Genomic DNA, 13,733 nt, shown 5'->3' with positions numbered 1-13,733 from the left:
GGCCGACTTCAATCGAGGATGTGCATTACGACGGGCTGCTGCAGCAGGCTATCCGATCCCGCCAGCCGCTCCAGGGTATTGATGACGCAGCGCTCCTCGCCGGCATGGGTGACGATGGCCAGCAGCACGCCCTCTTCCTCCTGGCTGGTGCCGCGCTGGATCATACTTTCGATCGATACGCCCGCATCGCGCGTGGCAGCGGCAATCTCGGCCAGAACGCCGGGCCGATCCTGGACCTTGAAACGCAAATAGGCGCGTCCCACCCGTTGGCCGGCATCGGCCGGATTCTGCTGGGCGAGTGCGGCAACGGGCATGGCGAGCGCATCACCATATTCGTCGCGCGCCACGTCGATCAGGTCTGCAACCACGGCTGACGCGGTCGGACCGTCGCCGGCGCCGCGCCCCTGGAAGAAGAGGCGTCCGACGAAATTGCCCTCCACCACGACCGCGTTCAGCGATCCGTCGACATGGGCCAGCGGATGATCGAGCGGGACGAGCATGGGGTGCACGCGCTGAAACAGGCCGTCCGGGCCATTTTCGGCCATGCCGACCAGACGGATGCGATAACCCAGTGCAGCGGCTTCTGCGATGTCCGCCGCAATCACGTGGCGGATGCCGGTGATCGCGACACTGTCGAAATCGAGTTCGGTGCCAAAGGCCAGGCCGGCCAGGATGGTCAGCTTGTGCGCCGCATCGACTCCATCAATGTCGAAGCTGGGATCGGCTTCGGCGAAGCCCAGTTCCTGGGCTTCCTTGAGAACATCGTCGAAGCCCCGGGCTTCCTTCTCCATGGTCGTGAGGATGTAGTTGCAGGTGCCGTTGAGGATGCCATAGACGCGGCTGATCTCATTGGCCGCGGCGCCTTCGCGCATTCCCTTGATGACTGGAATGCCCCCCGCCACCGCCGCCTCATATTTCAGCGCGACGCCCGCCTTCTCCGCCAGCGCCGCCAGATCCATGCCGTGATGGGCCAGCATTGCCTTGTTCGCGGTGACGAAGGGCTTTCCGGCATTCAGGCACTGACGTGCCAGGGTGAGCGCCGGGCCGTCGGCACCGCCGATCAGTTCCACCACGACGTCAATATCGTCGCGCGTGGGCAGCGTCGTCATGTCGTCGACCCACTCATAGGGCGACAGATCGACGCCGCGGTCCTTGCTGCGGTCGCGCGCGGAAATGGCGACGATCTGGATCGGGCAGCCGGCGCGCCGCGCGATCAGGTCGGCATTGGTTTGCAGCAGCCGAATGACGCCTCCGCCCACCGTGCCGAGGCCGACAAGCGCGACGCGCAGCGGGGCATGGCGATGCAGATTGGTCATGATTTCTGTTTCCGGTCCTTGCAGGCTGGCTGAAGCGGCGCTGATAGCCGCCAATCCCTCCCTGTCCAAGAAAAAGGACAGGGAAGACGTCGAGCGGAGCCAGGTCAGGAGTTGGAACGGGAGCGCTCGCACCGGCCGAGCGATTGGAGAACGAAGGTGTAGTCGGCGCGAGCGGCGTCGGCATCTTGCGGCTGCAGCGCGGCCACGGACCTGTCTGGAAGTGTTGGCGGCAGGGTGCAAGCCAGGCGATACCACAGCAGGCTCTCGGGCGCGGGCGGGCGAGCTGCTTCGTCGACGATTTCACCCAGCGCGACCGCCCATCGGGGCGCCTGACCGGGGCGGCGCAGGATCGACAGGGATACAGGCTCGCCCGTCTCGGTCCGCAGGAAGATCTGCGTCTCTCCTTCGCCGGCTATGGTGCCGGCAACGTGGAAGGCGTCGCCAAGGCCAACGATTCGAGCGGGCGCCCCGTTTACCATCAATTCGGAAAGGACCGCCCGGGCCTTGGCCTGATAGGCAGGGGTGGCAGGCAACTGCGCGTCACGGGCGACGAGCTGGACTTCCCCCGGCCGCTCCCCGCGCCGGGCGAAAAGGATGACTTCGGCCTTTTTCAGCTTGGGCACCTTGCCCCGCATGTCGACCGGGGCGTCGTAAAGATAGCTTACCGTCGGGCTGATTCCCCCGTCTCCGCGAATCAGATTCTCGACGCTGGCCTCAATATACAGCCGGCGGTGCCCTGCAGGCACTGGTCCGGCTCGCTCGGGGGACAATGCGATAATGTTGCGGATTTTCGCCACTGCCACGAGCGGGGCTGCATCCGCCAGATCCGCGATGTCGGCGTAGGAGAGCCTGTCGGCAGGAGCGACAGCAGGCGCGGGCGGGACGATCTGGGCCCCGGAAACACGCGGGTATGCGGCGGAAATGAGGCATGCGGCCGCAATTATGATTAACGGAGTGGGGGATTTGCTTTTCATGTTCGTCCTGAGGGTTGCTGGCCGTGACATTGATGCCACAGGCAAGTCGTTCCGATAGTGAATGATAATCGAAAATGAGGATATCGATAAAGCGTTTGCGTGCCACGGTTGGCCGCGATAGGAGTTCGCACGGTAGCAAATGGACGGATAGGGGCCAAAGGTGACCGGGATAGTCCGGCCAGCTATGGTCGTTTTTGGCTTATTTGCCGATAATCAACTGGTAAAGCTGAGTTAAGGAGTGTCGTTGCCGAATGGCCTATGCTGACCACTCGCAAGGATCGAGTCGCACGATCTCGATCGTTATCGTCGCCCTGATTCACGCTGTTCTCGGTTATGCTTTCGTCACCGGTCTTGGCATGAAATATGTCAAAAAGGCGGCGGAACAGCTGAACGTGATCGACGTGAAGGAGGAACCGCCGCCACCGGACGAGGAGCCGCCGCCGCCGCCGCCGGATCAGCCGGTCGAGCCGCCGCCCGTGGTTGCGCCGCCGCCGATAGTCCAGACGCCGGTTCAGGCGCCGCCTATCCAGACCGTGCGTACGCCGCCGCCGGTGTTCAATCCGGTTCCGGTTGCAGCGCCTCCTCCGCCTCCTCCTCCGCCGCCTGTCGCTGCGACCCGCGCTTCGCCGCGCAGCGCACCCGGCAGCTGGTTGAGCGATGCGGACTACCCGAGCCGCGCGCAGCGTGAGGAACGCTCGGGTACGGCTGGCTTCCGGCTTGAGATCGGCCCGGACGGGCGTGTCACCAACTGCACCATCACGTCTTCGACGGGCCATTCGGACCTCGATGAAGCGACCTGCCGCCTCCTGCCGAAGCGCGCGCGCTTCAAGCCGGCCGTGGGCAGCGATGGCCAGCCGATGGCGGACACCTATAACGGCCGTATTACCTGGCGACTGCCTGAATGATTGTAACGGGAAGGCCGGCCGTGCTGCCGCCTTCCCCTTCTATTGATCCTTTGAGAGGGAAGTCTTGAAAATGTTGATGTATCTCGCAGCGGCGGCCGCGCCGAAGTCGGAGAACCCTTACGGCCTCATGGAAGCCCTTCAGCAGGGCGGACTGATCGCGCAGACCGTTTTCGGCATTCTGTGCCTTATGTCGGTCGGCACCTTCTACATCCTGTTCACCAAGCTGATCGAGCAGCAGAAGGTGATCAACCAGGGCAAGAAGGTCCGGGCGACCTTCTGGCGCGCCGCGTCGCTGAAGGAAGGTTCGGCGAAGCTCGAAAAGAACTCGGCCTACAAGCAGATCGTCGATGACGGCATCAAGGCGCAGGACGAGCATGGCAAGCTGAAGGATCCGGTGGAAGCCCATGACTGGCTGCACGGTTCGTTGGCTCGTTCGGAAGCTGCCATCAATTCGAGCCTCGGCGGCGGTCTGGCGTTCCTCGCCACCGTCGGTTCGACCTCGCCGTTCATCGGTCTGTTCGGTACGGTTATCGGTATCTACCGCGCGCTCATCAAGATCGGTGCTGCCGGTCAGGCTTCGATCGATGCCGTTGCCGGCCCGGTTGGTGAAGCTCTGATCATGACGGCCCTGGGTCTGGCCGTGGCCGTTCCCGCGGTGCTCGCCTACAACTTCCTGCAGCGCCGCAACAAGTCGATCGCCGAACAGCTCAACGGCTTCACCGTCGATCTGCTAGCCTATCTGGTGTCGGACGGTGCAGTGAAGCCCTCCTTCACCGCAGCCCCTGCCGCTCCGGCCGCAAAGCCGGCGACCGCTTCGACCAAGGCCTGATTGGGTCAAGGCGCCGGTTCGGGAACCGGCGGGCGGCTGCGACCGCATAAGGTTCCCGCACCGGCCAAGGGCCCCGGAAGCGCCGGGGTGCCATCGACACGCATGTTAGGAAATTATCAATGGCAATGAGTGTTGGCTCCGACGGCGGTGATGACAAGCCGATGTCCGACATCAACACGACGCCGCTCGTCGACGTCATGCTGGTGTTGCTCATCATCTTCCTCATCGCGGTTCCGGTCGTCGTCCAGACGGTTCAGCTGCAGCTCCCCAAGGTGGCGTTCGAGCCGACCACGACGAAGCCGGAAAATGTGTCTCTTTCGGTCACCGCAGCGCCCGACGGCAGCTGTGCCGTCTACTGGAACCTGACCAAGGTGTCTTCGGGTGAGCTGCTCGACCGTGCGGTCGCGAAGCTTGAAGCGGACATCAAGAAAGCTGGCGGCGCGGAAAATCTGACGCCTGACGATCTGCCCGAAGTGCATATCCGCGGCGACATCAATGTCCCGTACCGGTGCATCGGCGGCACCATCTACACGATGCAGCGCGCTGGATTCCCGAAGGTCGGCTTCATCTCCGAACCCGAACCGGGTACCTCGGTGCAGCGGCTTTAAGTTTTAGGAGTATCGCCCCATGGCAATGAGTGCCGGAAAAGAAGATGGCGAGCCGATGGTGGAGATGAACACGACGCCGTTGATCGACGTCATGCTCGTTCTCCTCATCATGTTCATCATCACCATCCCGATCCAGACCCACGCGGTCAAGATCGACCTGCCGCAGAACGCGCCGCCGACGGACAGCGTGATTGACCCTGTGAAGAACAAGGTCGCGATTGACGCTGGCGGCGTGATCACATGGAATGGTTCGACCATCGACCTGCTGACCCTGCGTCAGTATCTGGCGCAGTCACTGCGGCTTCCGGTGGAACCCGAACTGCAGTTCCAGCCCAATGCACAAACCCGCTACGTCGTCGTTGACGAGGTTCTCGCAGAGATCAAGCGTGCAGGGGTGACGAAGCTGGGCTTTGTCGGCAACGAACAATATGGCAATTTCTGACGTCTGAAAGCGCTGCCGTTCCGGCCGTGAATGTCTGACTTCCTGTTCCCGGGCGGGCAGGGGCGACGCGATCAGAAAGCAGATCACAAGTTTAAGGGGCCGCGTCATGCGGCCCCTTTTCTTTGGCCAAGCCAGACATCCTAAGGCTTTTTTAACCCTGATCGACGATGGTGCCGATGAGGACGCGACATCAGCCATGGGTGCAGAATATCAGATCGATGTGACGCGCAGAAACGGCCGGATGGCCGAACGGCGTTATGTGCGCGTTCCAGTCAAGGTCCGGCGCCCCGGCGAGACATGGTTCAAGAGCCATATCGCCGATCTGTCTGTCAACGGCTTCCGACTGGAAAGCTTCATGAAGCTGAACAGCGGCGACACGCTGTGGATCATGCTGCCGGGATTTGAAGGGCGGCGCGCCGAGGTTCTCTGGACCCGCGGGCATGAAGCCGGTTGCCAGTTCGACCGGCCTCTCCATCCCGCAATTCTCGACCATATCGTCAGGATCAGCCTGTGAGGCATAACGCGACGGGGTGCAGCCGGTTCTGCGAGATGGTCCGGACCGCCTAAAGCCAGCGTTCAGTTCACCGGACCGTCCTGGAACTGCAAGCTCGCCAATCGCGCGTAAAGTCCCTTGGCTGTCATCAGAGAGGCATGGTCGCCCTGTTCGACGATGTCGCCCTTGTCCAGCACGATGATGCGGTCAGCCGCGCGCACCGTCGCGAGCCGGTGCGCAATAACGATCGTCGTGCGGCCGATCATCAGCCGTCCAAGTGCCTCCTGCACCAGCCGTTCGGACTCCGCGTCCAACGCCGAGGTGGCCTCGTCGAGCAACAGGATCGGAGCGTCACGCAGCAGCGCCCGGGCGATCGATAGTCGCTGGCGTTGTCCGCCCGACAGCCGTGCGCCGCCTTCGCCGAGATAAGTATCCAGACCTTCCGGCAGGGCACGCAGGAAGTCCTCCGCATTGGCGGCCCGAGCGGCCTGCCAGATGTCCTCGTCGTCCGCATCCCATCGGCCAAACCGCAGATTGTCGCGCGCCGACGACGCGAAGATCACGCTGTCCTGTGGGACCATGGCCATCATGCCGCGCACCACGGCCGGGTCCGCTTGCGGCAGGGCAACGCCGTTCAGGCGGATTACGCCTGAATCCGGGTCGTAGAAGCGCAGTGCAAGCTGGATCAGCGTCGATTTGCCGGCTCCCGAAGGGCCTACGATCGCCACGGTTTCACCCGGCGCGATGTCGAGTGAAATACCATGCAGCGCCGCCTGTCCAGGCCGGGTCGGATAGCTGAAATGCACGTCCTCGAACTGCAGGCGTGCGCCCTCCGCCGTCGCGGGCAGGGGCATGGCATGCGCAGGCGCCATGATCTCCGGCCGGGCTGTCATGAGTTCATGAAGCCGGCTAGCGGCTCCCGCCCCGCGGAGCAGGTCACCCCAGGTTTCCGAAAGCGCGCCAAAGGCTCCCGCAACCAGTCCGCCCGTCAGCACGAAGGCGGCGATGCTGCCCCCCGACAGCTTCCCTGCCGCAACGTCCAGGGCCCCCTGCCACATCACGGCGGTGACCGATCCGAAGACCAGCGCGATCACCACTGCCGTCATGATGGCGCGCAGCAGGATGCGCTGCCGGGCCGTTGCGAAGCCTGCCTCCACCGTCGCGTCGAAGCGTGCGGCTTCGCGCTCCTCCTGTCCGAACGCCTGCACGATCTTCATCGCGCCCAATACCTCGGCGGTGACGCTACCCACCGCCGCCAGTTGATCCTGGCTGGCGCGGGACAGCCGTCGTACCCGTCGCCCCAGGCCAATCATCACGATCAGTATCAGGGGAATGCCCAGCACCAGCAGCCCCGCGAGCTTGGGCGCCAATGCAAACAGGTAGATGAGCCCGCCGGTGCCCGTGACCAGGTTCCGCAGCGCGACCGACACGGTGGATCCCACCACCTGATCAATGATCGCGGTGTCGGCAGTCATGCGCGAAGCGATCTCGGACGGCCGGTTCTCTTCGAAAAAACGCGGTTCGAGCCTGAGCAGATTGGCCTGCGTCGCCGATCGTATGTCCGCCACGACGCGCTCGCCCAGCCAGGACACGTAATAGAAACGCGCGGCACTGGCCAGCGCCAGGACCAGGACGATCAGCAGAAGATACTGGAACCAGCGGCTGATATCGCCACCACCCATGAAACCGCGATCGATGACCAGGCGAAAGCCGCTGGGAATCGCCAGCGTCGCCCCCGACGCGGTGATCAGCGCGATCAGGGCGCCGGCGATGCGGCCGGGATAGCGGGCGGCAAACCGCCAGAGCATGGCCAGGCTGCCTAGGGAGGAACGCGCGCCTTCGCGCGGCAAGTGTTGGTCCGCAACGTCCATGCGGGCGCGCTTAGCAGCCCCTGCAACAAGCCTCAACGAGGATCGCTGGAATGGTCATCGTGGCGATGTGATCGGGAACTCGATCCAGCACGTACCGCCGCGTCGGACCGCTATCTCTTTTCTCCGCCAAGGGGGTGCAGATCGCCCGTCAGCCCCTATTCCGGTCCCGTCTCGGGAGGTCGCGGAAGATCCCATCCTCCCATAGTGAATTTGGCAGACTAGCGACGCCGGGGCTTTTGCGCATAGAGACCTTCCATGGCCCGTCAAACTGCCTCAGAGGGAATACCGATGACCCGCATAATTTCCGCGACCGTTGAACGCTGGCCGGTGGCGGGAGCCTTCATCATCAGCCGGGGCGCGAAGACGGTGGTGGATGTGGTGACCTGCACTGTTGGCGACGGGACGCATCTCGGCCGGGGCGAGGGGACCGCCATCTATTATGAAGGGGAAACCGCCGAGGGCTGCGCCGCTGCCATCAACGCCTACAAAGGTCCGCTCGATCGGCAGACCCTGCTGGAAACCATGCCCCGCGGCGCAGCGCGCAACGCGCTGGATTGCGCCCTGTGGGACCTGGAAGCCAGGCAAGCGAGGCGGCCGGCATGGCAGCTTGCCGGTCTCGACGAGCCCGTGCCGCTGCCCACGGCCTTCACCATCAGTCTGAACGACCCCGACCGTATGGAAGCGGACGCGCGCGCAGCGGCCAGCCGGGGCTTTGCCCTGCTCAAATGCAAGCTGACGGGTGAGGACGACCGCGCCCGCATCCGGGCCGTTCGCGCCGGCGCGCCCGCCGCGCGGCTGATCGTCGATGCCAATGAAAGCTGGCATGATCTGGACATCGCCGCCGAGGCAGCGGCGCTAGCGGAAATGGGTGTGGAGATGGTCGAACAGCCGATCGTCCACGGCCGGGAGGAACGTCTGAACGGCGTCCGCGCGCCGCTGCCGCTCTGCGCCGACGAAAGCTGTCATACTCGCGCTGATCTTGACCGGCTGGGCGGATTCGATGCGGTCAATATCAAGCTCGACAAGGCAGGCGGCCTCACCGAAGCGCTCGCCCTGGCGCGAGAGGCACGGGCCAGGGGTTTTCGCGTCATGGTCGGCTGCATGCTCGGCACGTCGCTGGGCATAGCGCCAGCCGCGCTGGTCGCCCAGGGCGCCGACTGGATCGACCTTGACGGCGCCCTGTTGCTGTCGAAGGACAGGGATGGTGGACTCTCCTTGCAGGATGGCCTCCTCCAACCCGGCACGCTTTGGGGAATGGGTCAGTAACCCAGTGTCAGGCCGACCGCATAATATTTGGGGCCGACATTACCCTTCACCCGCAACATCGGGACCAACGGCATGGCGATGGTCGCATAGGGGCGCGTATTGTCGTCACTGAAGCGCACGCCCGCGCCGATCCTGCCAACGGCGGGCACAGAATAGGTCGCTTCCACCCGGCCGTAAAGCTTCGTGCCGCCGTCACGCAGATAGACCCCTGCCCCAGGCGTCAGGCTGAAGCCGGCAATATCCATGGCATAGCCCGCCCCGATTTCCGTGCCCCATCTGCCATCGGCCCGGCCGTAATTGACCTCCGCGCCCAGCCCTTCCGCGTCGGCGGCGGCTGGCGTGAGCAGGAGCATTGTCACCATGCCGCCGATGATCCATGTCATGCGTTTCGTCATGTCATTCCCTTTCGCAGCTTCATGGCCCGTCTCCTGCGGGCGCGCGCCCAGCCCGGCAAGAAGCCGGCCGACGAACGGAATCGGAAATCGGATCAGCCGATCGGCCGGCGCTGCGCACCCTTTCCGCCGCCCTCGTGATCGCGCTCCCCTGGGTAGGGCATGATCGCCCGCCCATCTGGCGCGGCAGTGAAGCTCGTCTGGGTGGGGTAGGCGAATTCAATGCCTTCGCGCCTGAATCGCTTCCAGATGGCCAGTCCGACGCGATGACGGCTCAAGAAATAGTCGTGCCGATCAGGATCAGGGACGTCGAAATTCAATTCGTAATCCAATGAGCTCGCGCCGAAGCGGACTAGGCCGGCATTGACGAAAAGCATGCCCTGCGCCTCTACGATCTCCTGTAGCATGGTCGGAATGGCGTCCGCCTGCGCGTCGGAGGTTTGATAGATGATGCCAAGGCTGAAGGTGACCCGCCGCTGGGCCAGCATCTGCAGGCTGGTGATTTCCTTCTGCAGCAGGTTGGCGTTGGAAATGACCTTCTTCTCGCCGGACATCGCGCGCAAGCGCGTGCTCTTGAGGCCGATCCGTTCCACCCGCGCAGTGGTCTGGTCATAGGTGATCACCTCGCCGCGACGGAACGGTTTGTCGAATATGATCGAAAGCGCGGCGAAAAGGTCGGAAAATATGCCTTGGGCGGCAAGGCCGATGGCGATGCCGCCGATGCCCAGGCCAGCCACCAGCCCGGTCACGTTGACGCCAAGATTGTCGAGCACCACCACCGCAGCGATCGCAAACAGCGCAACGCTCACCAGCACGCGTATGAGGCCCATCGCATTGGCCAGCGTTTCGCTATGGCCGTCATTTATGCTCGTGCGCCGCTCGATCAGGCCCAGGATGATCTCACGCGCCCAGATGGCGCCCTGGAATACGGCGGCGATGGTGAACAGGAAAACGACCGTCTTCAGCACCATCGGCGGTGGATTGGCATAGCCGACGACCAGCCGCGCAGCGACCATCACCATGAAGAAGTGGGCGGTGCGCGCTATTGCCCGGCCGAGCACGTTGGAGATGCCGAGCGTGTCGCCGGGCCGCCCCTTGATGCGCTTGCCGAACTGCCGCAGCGTCGCCAGCGCCAGATAGACGAGGATCGCCGCTCCCACGGCGATGAGGATCTGAAGCGAGTGAACAGAAAACCAATTCATCACGCCGCGCCACATTTCCCCGAGGCTCGGTGGTTGGATGTCAATGGCGGGACGGCTGGGTTGTTGCTTGGCGAGCATGGATATCCTTGAATCGTCGTGCGCCGGTCAGGCCGCCAGGGGAAGCACGGCGTTGCCGTCCTGCTGCTCCAAAAAGGCGATCAGCCCGCGTTCATACCGGCTCAGATAGCGCGTGCTACGCGGCAAGCGAAGCCCTTTGCGCCATTCGTCCTGACCCGATTTGCACAGATCGACCAGGGCGGGATGAATATAGCTCTTGCGGCTGATCGCGGGCGTGTTGCCAAGCGCCTCTGCCACCGGCGCGACCATCTGGGCAATCGAGACGGACCCGTTTGCCAGCGTTTCGAACGCGATCGCAGACGCGCCCCAGGTACGGAAATGCTTGGCCGTGAAGTCGCCTCCCGTCGCCCGAGAGATATAGGCGTTGACGTCGCTCGAACTGATCGGCCGTGCGACGCCGTCCTCGTCGAGATACTGGAACAGATGCTGCCCCGGAAGGTCCTGCATCGCTCGCACGAAACGCAGCAGTCGGCGGTCGCTGATCGTCTGCTCATGTTCCTTGCCGGACTTGCCGCGAAAGCGCAGCCGCAGCTTCTGACCTTTGATGTCCACATGACGGCGGCGCAGCGTCGTTGCACCGAAACTCTTGTTCGCCGAAGCATAATGTTCATTGCCGACCCTCACCTTGGCGAGGTCCAGCAGACGGACCACTGCCGCGATGGTCCTTTCCTTGCGCAGACCGCGACGTGACAGGTCGGTTTCTATCCGCGCGCGCAGCTTGGGCAGCGCCCGCCCGAACGCGACGCAGCCACCATATTTCTCCGCTTCCCGCGCCGCGCGGAATTCGGGATGATAGCGATATTGTTTGCGCCCCCGATCGTCATAGCCGGTCGCTTGGATGTGGCCGTTGCAGGAAAGGCAGAACCAGCAGTCGCGATAGGCCGGCGGCATCCCTATCGCGTTGAGGCGCTCGATCTCTTCGCGATCTGTGATGCGCATGCCATCAGGAAGGAAATAGGCCCATCCGCGCTTCAGCGCACGGCGCGATATTCCCGGCAGGCTGTCATTGCCATGGACGACGGACGTTGCGCGGCGTGTGTTTGGCATAGGGCTTCTCAAGAAATCGAGAACCCGCTGTGCCGGTCTTCGTTCCAGAGGGGTTTCAGCGGCGAAGCATGCCAAAGCCGATCAGGCGCCACCCGCCCGCGCCGTTCCGTCCCAGGCGCCAATGCCGCGGGTGGCGGCGGATGACCGACAGGTGCGCGAGCGTGAGCGTCCCTGCCAACGCGCCCGCCGGCACCGCGAAGGGCGTGCTTGCCGGCACCCACCAAGCGCCGATTATGGCGGCCAGAAGGGTCGCCGCCGCCAGCAAGGTGGCGTGCGCTTCGCCATCGGGTCCGCGCATCCAGAAGACGCAGCCGCTCATCCCCAGCGCAAACGCGACGGCAAGGCGCGGCGCCTGGCCCGGCTCGCCCAAGGCGCAACCGATCAGCAGCAGCAGGATGACACCGGCCAGTCCCCGGCGCGGCAGCCGCCCCAGCATGTGCGCGCCGATCGGATAGATCAGCAGTTCGCTGACCGCGATCGCCGCCAGAATCGACCCGGCGAGCGCCGCTTGTCCGGGACCCGCCATCAGTGCGACGACGGCCGTGCCGGCCCATGGCACCAGACGCGCCGGCGCCATGCGGATATGGCTTGCCCAGCCGCGAAGGCCCGCGCGCGTTTCCCAGCGCCGGTCGGCAAGCCGGAGCTGGAAGGCGGCGATGATGAAAAGCGCCTCCATGCCCCAGGGTAACCAATTCGGCCCGATCATTGGTGATGCCAGTACAAGGCCCAGCAGCAACCCATGCGCCATGCCCAGGATGCGGAGTTCTCCGCTCATCACATTCCCTCCCTTATGGGTCGCAACGATTCTAGTGGAAAGGCTTGGCCGCGCGCCGCCTGCCGACGTTTGCGGGTCAGATAGGTATCGAGCCCGATCTGCAGCGACAGCATCATGAAGATGAAGGGCTGGTAGGCGATGCCCACAAACAGCGATCCCACCATGTAGATGACATGCCCCTGCTGCAATGCCAGTGCGAAGGGCGCGACCCACGCCTCGTCCGGCCCGTCACGCTTCCGGTAAAGGCGGCGAATCGATTCGGTGCGGATGAAGCAGATGAAGTGGATCAGCAGCCACAATCCAAATCCGAACCAGCCCTGTTCGCCCAGCATTTCGAAATAGGCGCTATGATAGGCGCGGCCCTTGTCTGTCACCATGCGCCGTTCCAGGCGCGATCCGCCGCTGTCGGTCACCCGTTCCTGCATGAAATAGGTGAAGCTGTTCTGCAGATAATTGTCGAACCCGCCGCCGCCGGGATGTTCCTTCACATAGTCTAGCGTCCACTTCCATACGGCGAGGCGCGTCGAGGCGCTCTCGTCGCCCTGATGATTCTCGATGGTCGACATGCGCTGGGTGAAGCTGGCCGGCAGGAAGGGAATGGCGGCGAGCGCCGCGAAGGCCATGAGCGGCCCATAAACGAAACGCCGCTTCGACCGCATCAGCATCATCGCTGCCAGGATGACGATGCAGACCAGGCCCGTGCGCGCCTCTGTCCCGATCGGCATCAGCAGGCAGGCGAAGCAGAGCGCATAAGCAAAGCCGCGCACCTTCCAGTCCGGTGGAAAGACGGTGCCATGTTTCGCCAGCCAGAGGATCAGCGGGATCAGCGAAATGGCCACGCAACTGATGATGCTGCCTTCATACAGGCCGCTATTGTTGTCGACCATCAGGTTCAGCACGCCATAGCCGCCGCCCGAAAGCGCGGTCTTCATGCCGCCGTTGATGATGATCGCGCTGGCGCAGAGCACCATGAACAACGTCACCGCCTCCAGCCGCAGCCGCGTGCGCAAGGTTAGCGGCAGGAATATCGCGAAGATCATCGCCTTCCACACCCAGGCCCATTTGGTCGCCGCATTGATCGGGAAGTCGGCAGTCGCGGTCGTATAGCCGCACCAGGCGAGCAGGATCAGCAACAGCAGCTGCCGCGTCGCGAATCGGCAGTCCTTCTTGTCGTCGAAGGCAATCCAGGCCCCCACCGCCAGCACGAAGGCGATGGCGGAAATGGGAATGCTGTTGAGCAGGAAATAGGACAAGCGCTGGGGCGAGACGATGTCGATATAGGCATAGACGGCTATCAGCAGGAACGGCCGCCGCAGCCCCAGCAGGAAGAAGGCGCCAAGAAAGGCGACGAAGAACAGGTCACGCATCGGGCGCGCTCCCGCCTGCCAGCGATTCATCGTCCAGATCCGGACGCGACAGCAGCCGCCATGCCGCCAGCATGATCACGCCATGGCTGATCAGCAGGGAAAGTGCGTCAATCATCGCGCGAAGGATTCGTCCGGGGCCACGGCGCCTGTCCTAGCGCGGCAGAGTTG

The 13,733-nt window shown here is 63.8% G+C and carries 15 protein-coding genes and 1 pseudogene; 6 read left to right on the top strand and 10 right to left on the bottom strand.

What is annotated here, in order from left to right; translation table 11 throughout:
• Positions 1-8: 8 nt before the first annotated feature.
• Both AAC640_RS04000 and AAC640_RS03995 read right to left on the bottom strand, forming a co-directional pair.
• Positions 9-1,316, bottom strand: coding sequence for a homoserine dehydrogenase (locus AAC640_RS04000; protein WP_340264774.1), 1,308 nt, complete (start codon positions 1,314-1,316; stop codon positions 9-11).
• Positions 1,317-1,420: 104 nt separating this feature from the next.
• Positions 1,421-2,290: a hypothetical protein gene (locus tag AAC640_RS03995; RefSeq protein ID WP_340264773.1), complete on the bottom strand. Its 870-nt coding sequence runs from the start codon at positions 2,288-2,290 to the stop codon at positions 1,421-1,423.
• A 251-nt stretch (positions 2,291-2,541) separates the two neighbouring features.
• Here AAC640_RS03995 and AAC640_RS03990 point away from each other — a divergent pair, with 251 nt between their 5' ends.
• The 5 genes from AAC640_RS03990 (at position 2,542) to AAC640_RS03970 (ending at position 5,588) form a co-directional block, all read left to right on the top strand.
• Positions 2,542-3,195 carry an energy transducer TonB gene (locus AAC640_RS03990; protein WP_340264772.1) on the top strand — a complete coding sequence of 218 codons (654 nt, stop codon included), beginning with the start codon at positions 2,542-2,544 and terminating at the stop codon, positions 3,193-3,195.
• A 70-nt stretch (positions 3,196-3,265) separates the two neighbouring features.
• Entirely contained in the window at positions 3,266-4,024 is a 759-nt protein-coding gene (locus tag AAC640_RS03985) for a MotA/TolQ/ExbB proton channel family protein (RefSeq protein WP_340264771.1), read from the top strand.
• A gap of 119 nt (positions 4,025-4,143) precedes the next feature.
• On the top strand, positions 4,144-4,632 hold the full coding sequence (locus AAC640_RS03980; RefSeq protein WP_340264770.1) for an ExbD/TolR family protein: 489 nt from the start codon (positions 4,144-4,146) through the stop codon (positions 4,630-4,632).
• Between the two features lie 19 nt (positions 4,633-4,651).
• On the top strand, positions 4,652-5,074 hold the full coding sequence (locus AAC640_RS03975; RefSeq protein WP_340264769.1) for an ExbD/TolR family protein: 423 nt from the start codon (positions 4,652-4,654) through the stop codon (positions 5,072-5,074).
• A gap of 196 nt (positions 5,075-5,270) precedes the next feature.
• Positions 5,271-5,588 carry a PilZ domain-containing protein gene (locus AAC640_RS03970; protein ID WP_340264768.1) on the top strand — a complete coding sequence of 106 codons (318 nt, stop codon included), beginning with the start codon at positions 5,271-5,273 and terminating at the stop codon, positions 5,586-5,588.
• Positions 5,589-5,650: 62 nt separating this feature from the next.
• On the opposite strand, the gene AAC640_RS18345 is transcribed toward AAC640_RS03970, so the two are convergent.
• Together AAC640_RS18345 and AAC640_RS18340 are read right to left on the bottom strand one after the other, a co-directional pair.
• Positions 5,651-6,421: an ABC transporter ATP-binding protein gene (locus tag AAC640_RS18345; protein ID WP_422794953.1), complete on the bottom strand. Its 771-nt coding sequence runs from the start codon at positions 6,419-6,421 to the stop codon at positions 5,651-5,653.
• Positions 6,422-6,568: 147 nt separating this feature from the next.
• A pseudogene (locus AAC640_RS18340) lies at positions 6,569-7,375 on the bottom strand (ABC transporter transmembrane domain-containing protein); the annotation flags it as partial.
• Positions 7,376-7,726: 351 nt separating this feature from the next.
• Between AAC640_RS18340 and dgcA the strand changes: the two are divergent.
• Positions 7,727-8,704, top strand: a complete 978-nt coding sequence (dgcA, locus tag AAC640_RS03960; RefSeq protein ID WP_340264766.1) for an N-acetyl-D-Glu racemase DgcA — start codon at positions 7,727-7,729, stop codon at positions 8,702-8,704.
• Here the strand turns inward: dgcA and AAC640_RS03955 are convergent.
• The 6 genes from AAC640_RS03955 to AAC640_RS03930 all read right to left on the bottom strand — a co-directional run bounded on the left by AAC640_RS03955 (position 8,698) and on the right by AAC640_RS03930 (position 13,680).
• Positions 8,698-9,066, bottom strand: coding sequence for a hypothetical protein (locus AAC640_RS03955; RefSeq protein WP_340264891.1), 369 nt, complete (start codon positions 9,064-9,066; stop codon positions 8,698-8,700). The genes dgcA and AAC640_RS03955 overlap by 7 nt on opposite strands.
• Before the next feature lie 125 nt (positions 9,067-9,191).
• Positions 9,192-10,376: a mechanosensitive ion channel family protein gene (locus AAC640_RS03950; RefSeq protein ID WP_340264765.1), complete on the bottom strand. Its 1,185-nt coding sequence runs from the start codon at positions 10,374-10,376 to the stop codon at positions 9,192-9,194.
• A 27-nt stretch (positions 10,377-10,403) separates the two neighbouring features.
• On the bottom strand, positions 10,404-11,423 hold the full coding sequence (locus tag AAC640_RS03945; protein ID WP_340264764.1) for a DNA topoisomerase IB: 1,020 nt from the start codon (positions 11,421-11,423) through the stop codon (positions 10,404-10,406).
• 55 nt (positions 11,424-11,478) lie between these two features.
• Complete coding sequence (locus tag AAC640_RS03940) at positions 11,479-12,198, bottom strand: hypothetical protein (protein ID WP_340264763.1); 720 nt, start codon at positions 12,196-12,198, stop codon at positions 11,479-11,481.
• Positions 12,198-13,565, bottom strand: coding sequence for a putative O-glycosylation ligase, exosortase A system-associated (locus tag AAC640_RS03935; RefSeq protein ID WP_340264762.1), 1,368 nt, complete (start codon positions 13,563-13,565; stop codon positions 12,198-12,200). The genes AAC640_RS03940 and AAC640_RS03935 overlap by 1 nt, the downstream gene beginning before the upstream one ends.
• The gene (locus AAC640_RS03930; RefSeq protein WP_340264761.1) at positions 13,558-13,680 is read right to left on the bottom strand and encodes a hypothetical protein; all 123 of its coding nucleotides are present in this window, start codon (positions 13,678-13,680) and stop codon (positions 13,558-13,560) included. Before AAC640_RS03930 ends, AAC640_RS03935 begins: the two co-directional genes overlap by 8 nt.
• Positions 13,681-13,733: the final 53 nt, after the last annotated feature.

Origin of the sequence: Sphingobium mellinum, assembly GCF_037860795.1 — a bacterium.
GTDB lineage: Bacteria > Pseudomonadota > Alphaproteobacteria > Sphingomonadales > Sphingomonadaceae > Sphingobium > Sphingobium mellinum.
Note: the sequence above shows the minus strand (reverse complement) of the source record. Positions and strands in the feature narration are given on the sequence as shown.

Bases quoted from the DNA above. Each gene is read 5' to 3' on its own strand.
- AAC640_RS04000 (WP_340264774.1), bottom strand. From the start codon at position 1,316: ATGACCAATCTGCATCGCCATGCCCCGCTGCGCGTCGCGCTTGTCGGC.
- AAC640_RS03995 (WP_340264773.1), bottom strand. From the start codon at position 2,290: ATGAAAAGCAAATCCCCCACTCCGTTAATCATAATTGCGGCCGCATGC.
- AAC640_RS03990 (WP_340264772.1), top strand. From the start codon at position 2,542: ATGGCCTATGCTGACCACTCGCAAGGATCGAGTCGCACGATCTCGATC.
- AAC640_RS03985 (WP_340264771.1), top strand. From the start codon at position 3,266: ATGTTGATGTATCTCGCAGCGGCGGCCGCGCCGAAGTCGGAGAACCCT.
- AAC640_RS03980 (WP_340264770.1), top strand. From the start codon at position 4,144: ATGGCAATGAGTGTTGGCTCCGACGGCGGTGATGACAAGCCGATGTCC.
- AAC640_RS03975 (WP_340264769.1), top strand. From the start codon at position 4,652: ATGGCAATGAGTGCCGGAAAAGAAGATGGCGAGCCGATGGTGGAGATG.
- AAC640_RS03970 (WP_340264768.1), top strand. From the start codon at position 5,271: ATGGGTGCAGAATATCAGATCGATGTGACGCGCAGAAACGGCCGGATG.
- AAC640_RS18345 (WP_422794953.1), bottom strand. From the start codon at position 6,421: ATGCCCCTGCCCGCGACGGCGGAGGGCGCACGCCTGCAGTTCGAGGAC.
- dgcA (WP_340264766.1), top strand. From the start codon at position 7,727: ATGACCCGCATAATTTCCGCGACCGTTGAACGCTGGCCGGTGGCGGGA.
- AAC640_RS03955 (WP_340264891.1), bottom strand. From the start codon at position 9,066: ATGGTGACAATGCTCCTGCTCACGCCAGCCGCCGCCGACGCGGAAGGG.
- AAC640_RS03950 (WP_340264765.1), bottom strand. From the start codon at position 10,376: ATGCTCGCCAAGCAACAACCCAGCCGTCCCGCCATTGACATCCAACCA.
- AAC640_RS03945 (WP_340264764.1), bottom strand. From the start codon at position 11,423: ATGCCAAACACACGCCGCGCAACGTCCGTCGTCCATGGCAATGACAGC.
- AAC640_RS03940 (WP_340264763.1), bottom strand. From the start codon at position 12,198: ATGAGCGGAGAACTCCGCATCCTGGGCATGGCGCATGGGTTGCTGCTG.
- AAC640_RS03935 (WP_340264762.1), bottom strand. From the start codon at position 13,565: ATGCGTGACCTGTTCTTCGTCGCCTTTCTTGGCGCCTTCTTCCTGCTG.
- AAC640_RS03930 (WP_340264761.1), bottom strand. From the start codon at position 13,680: ATGATTGACGCACTTTCCCTGCTGATCAGCCATGGCGTGATCATGCTG.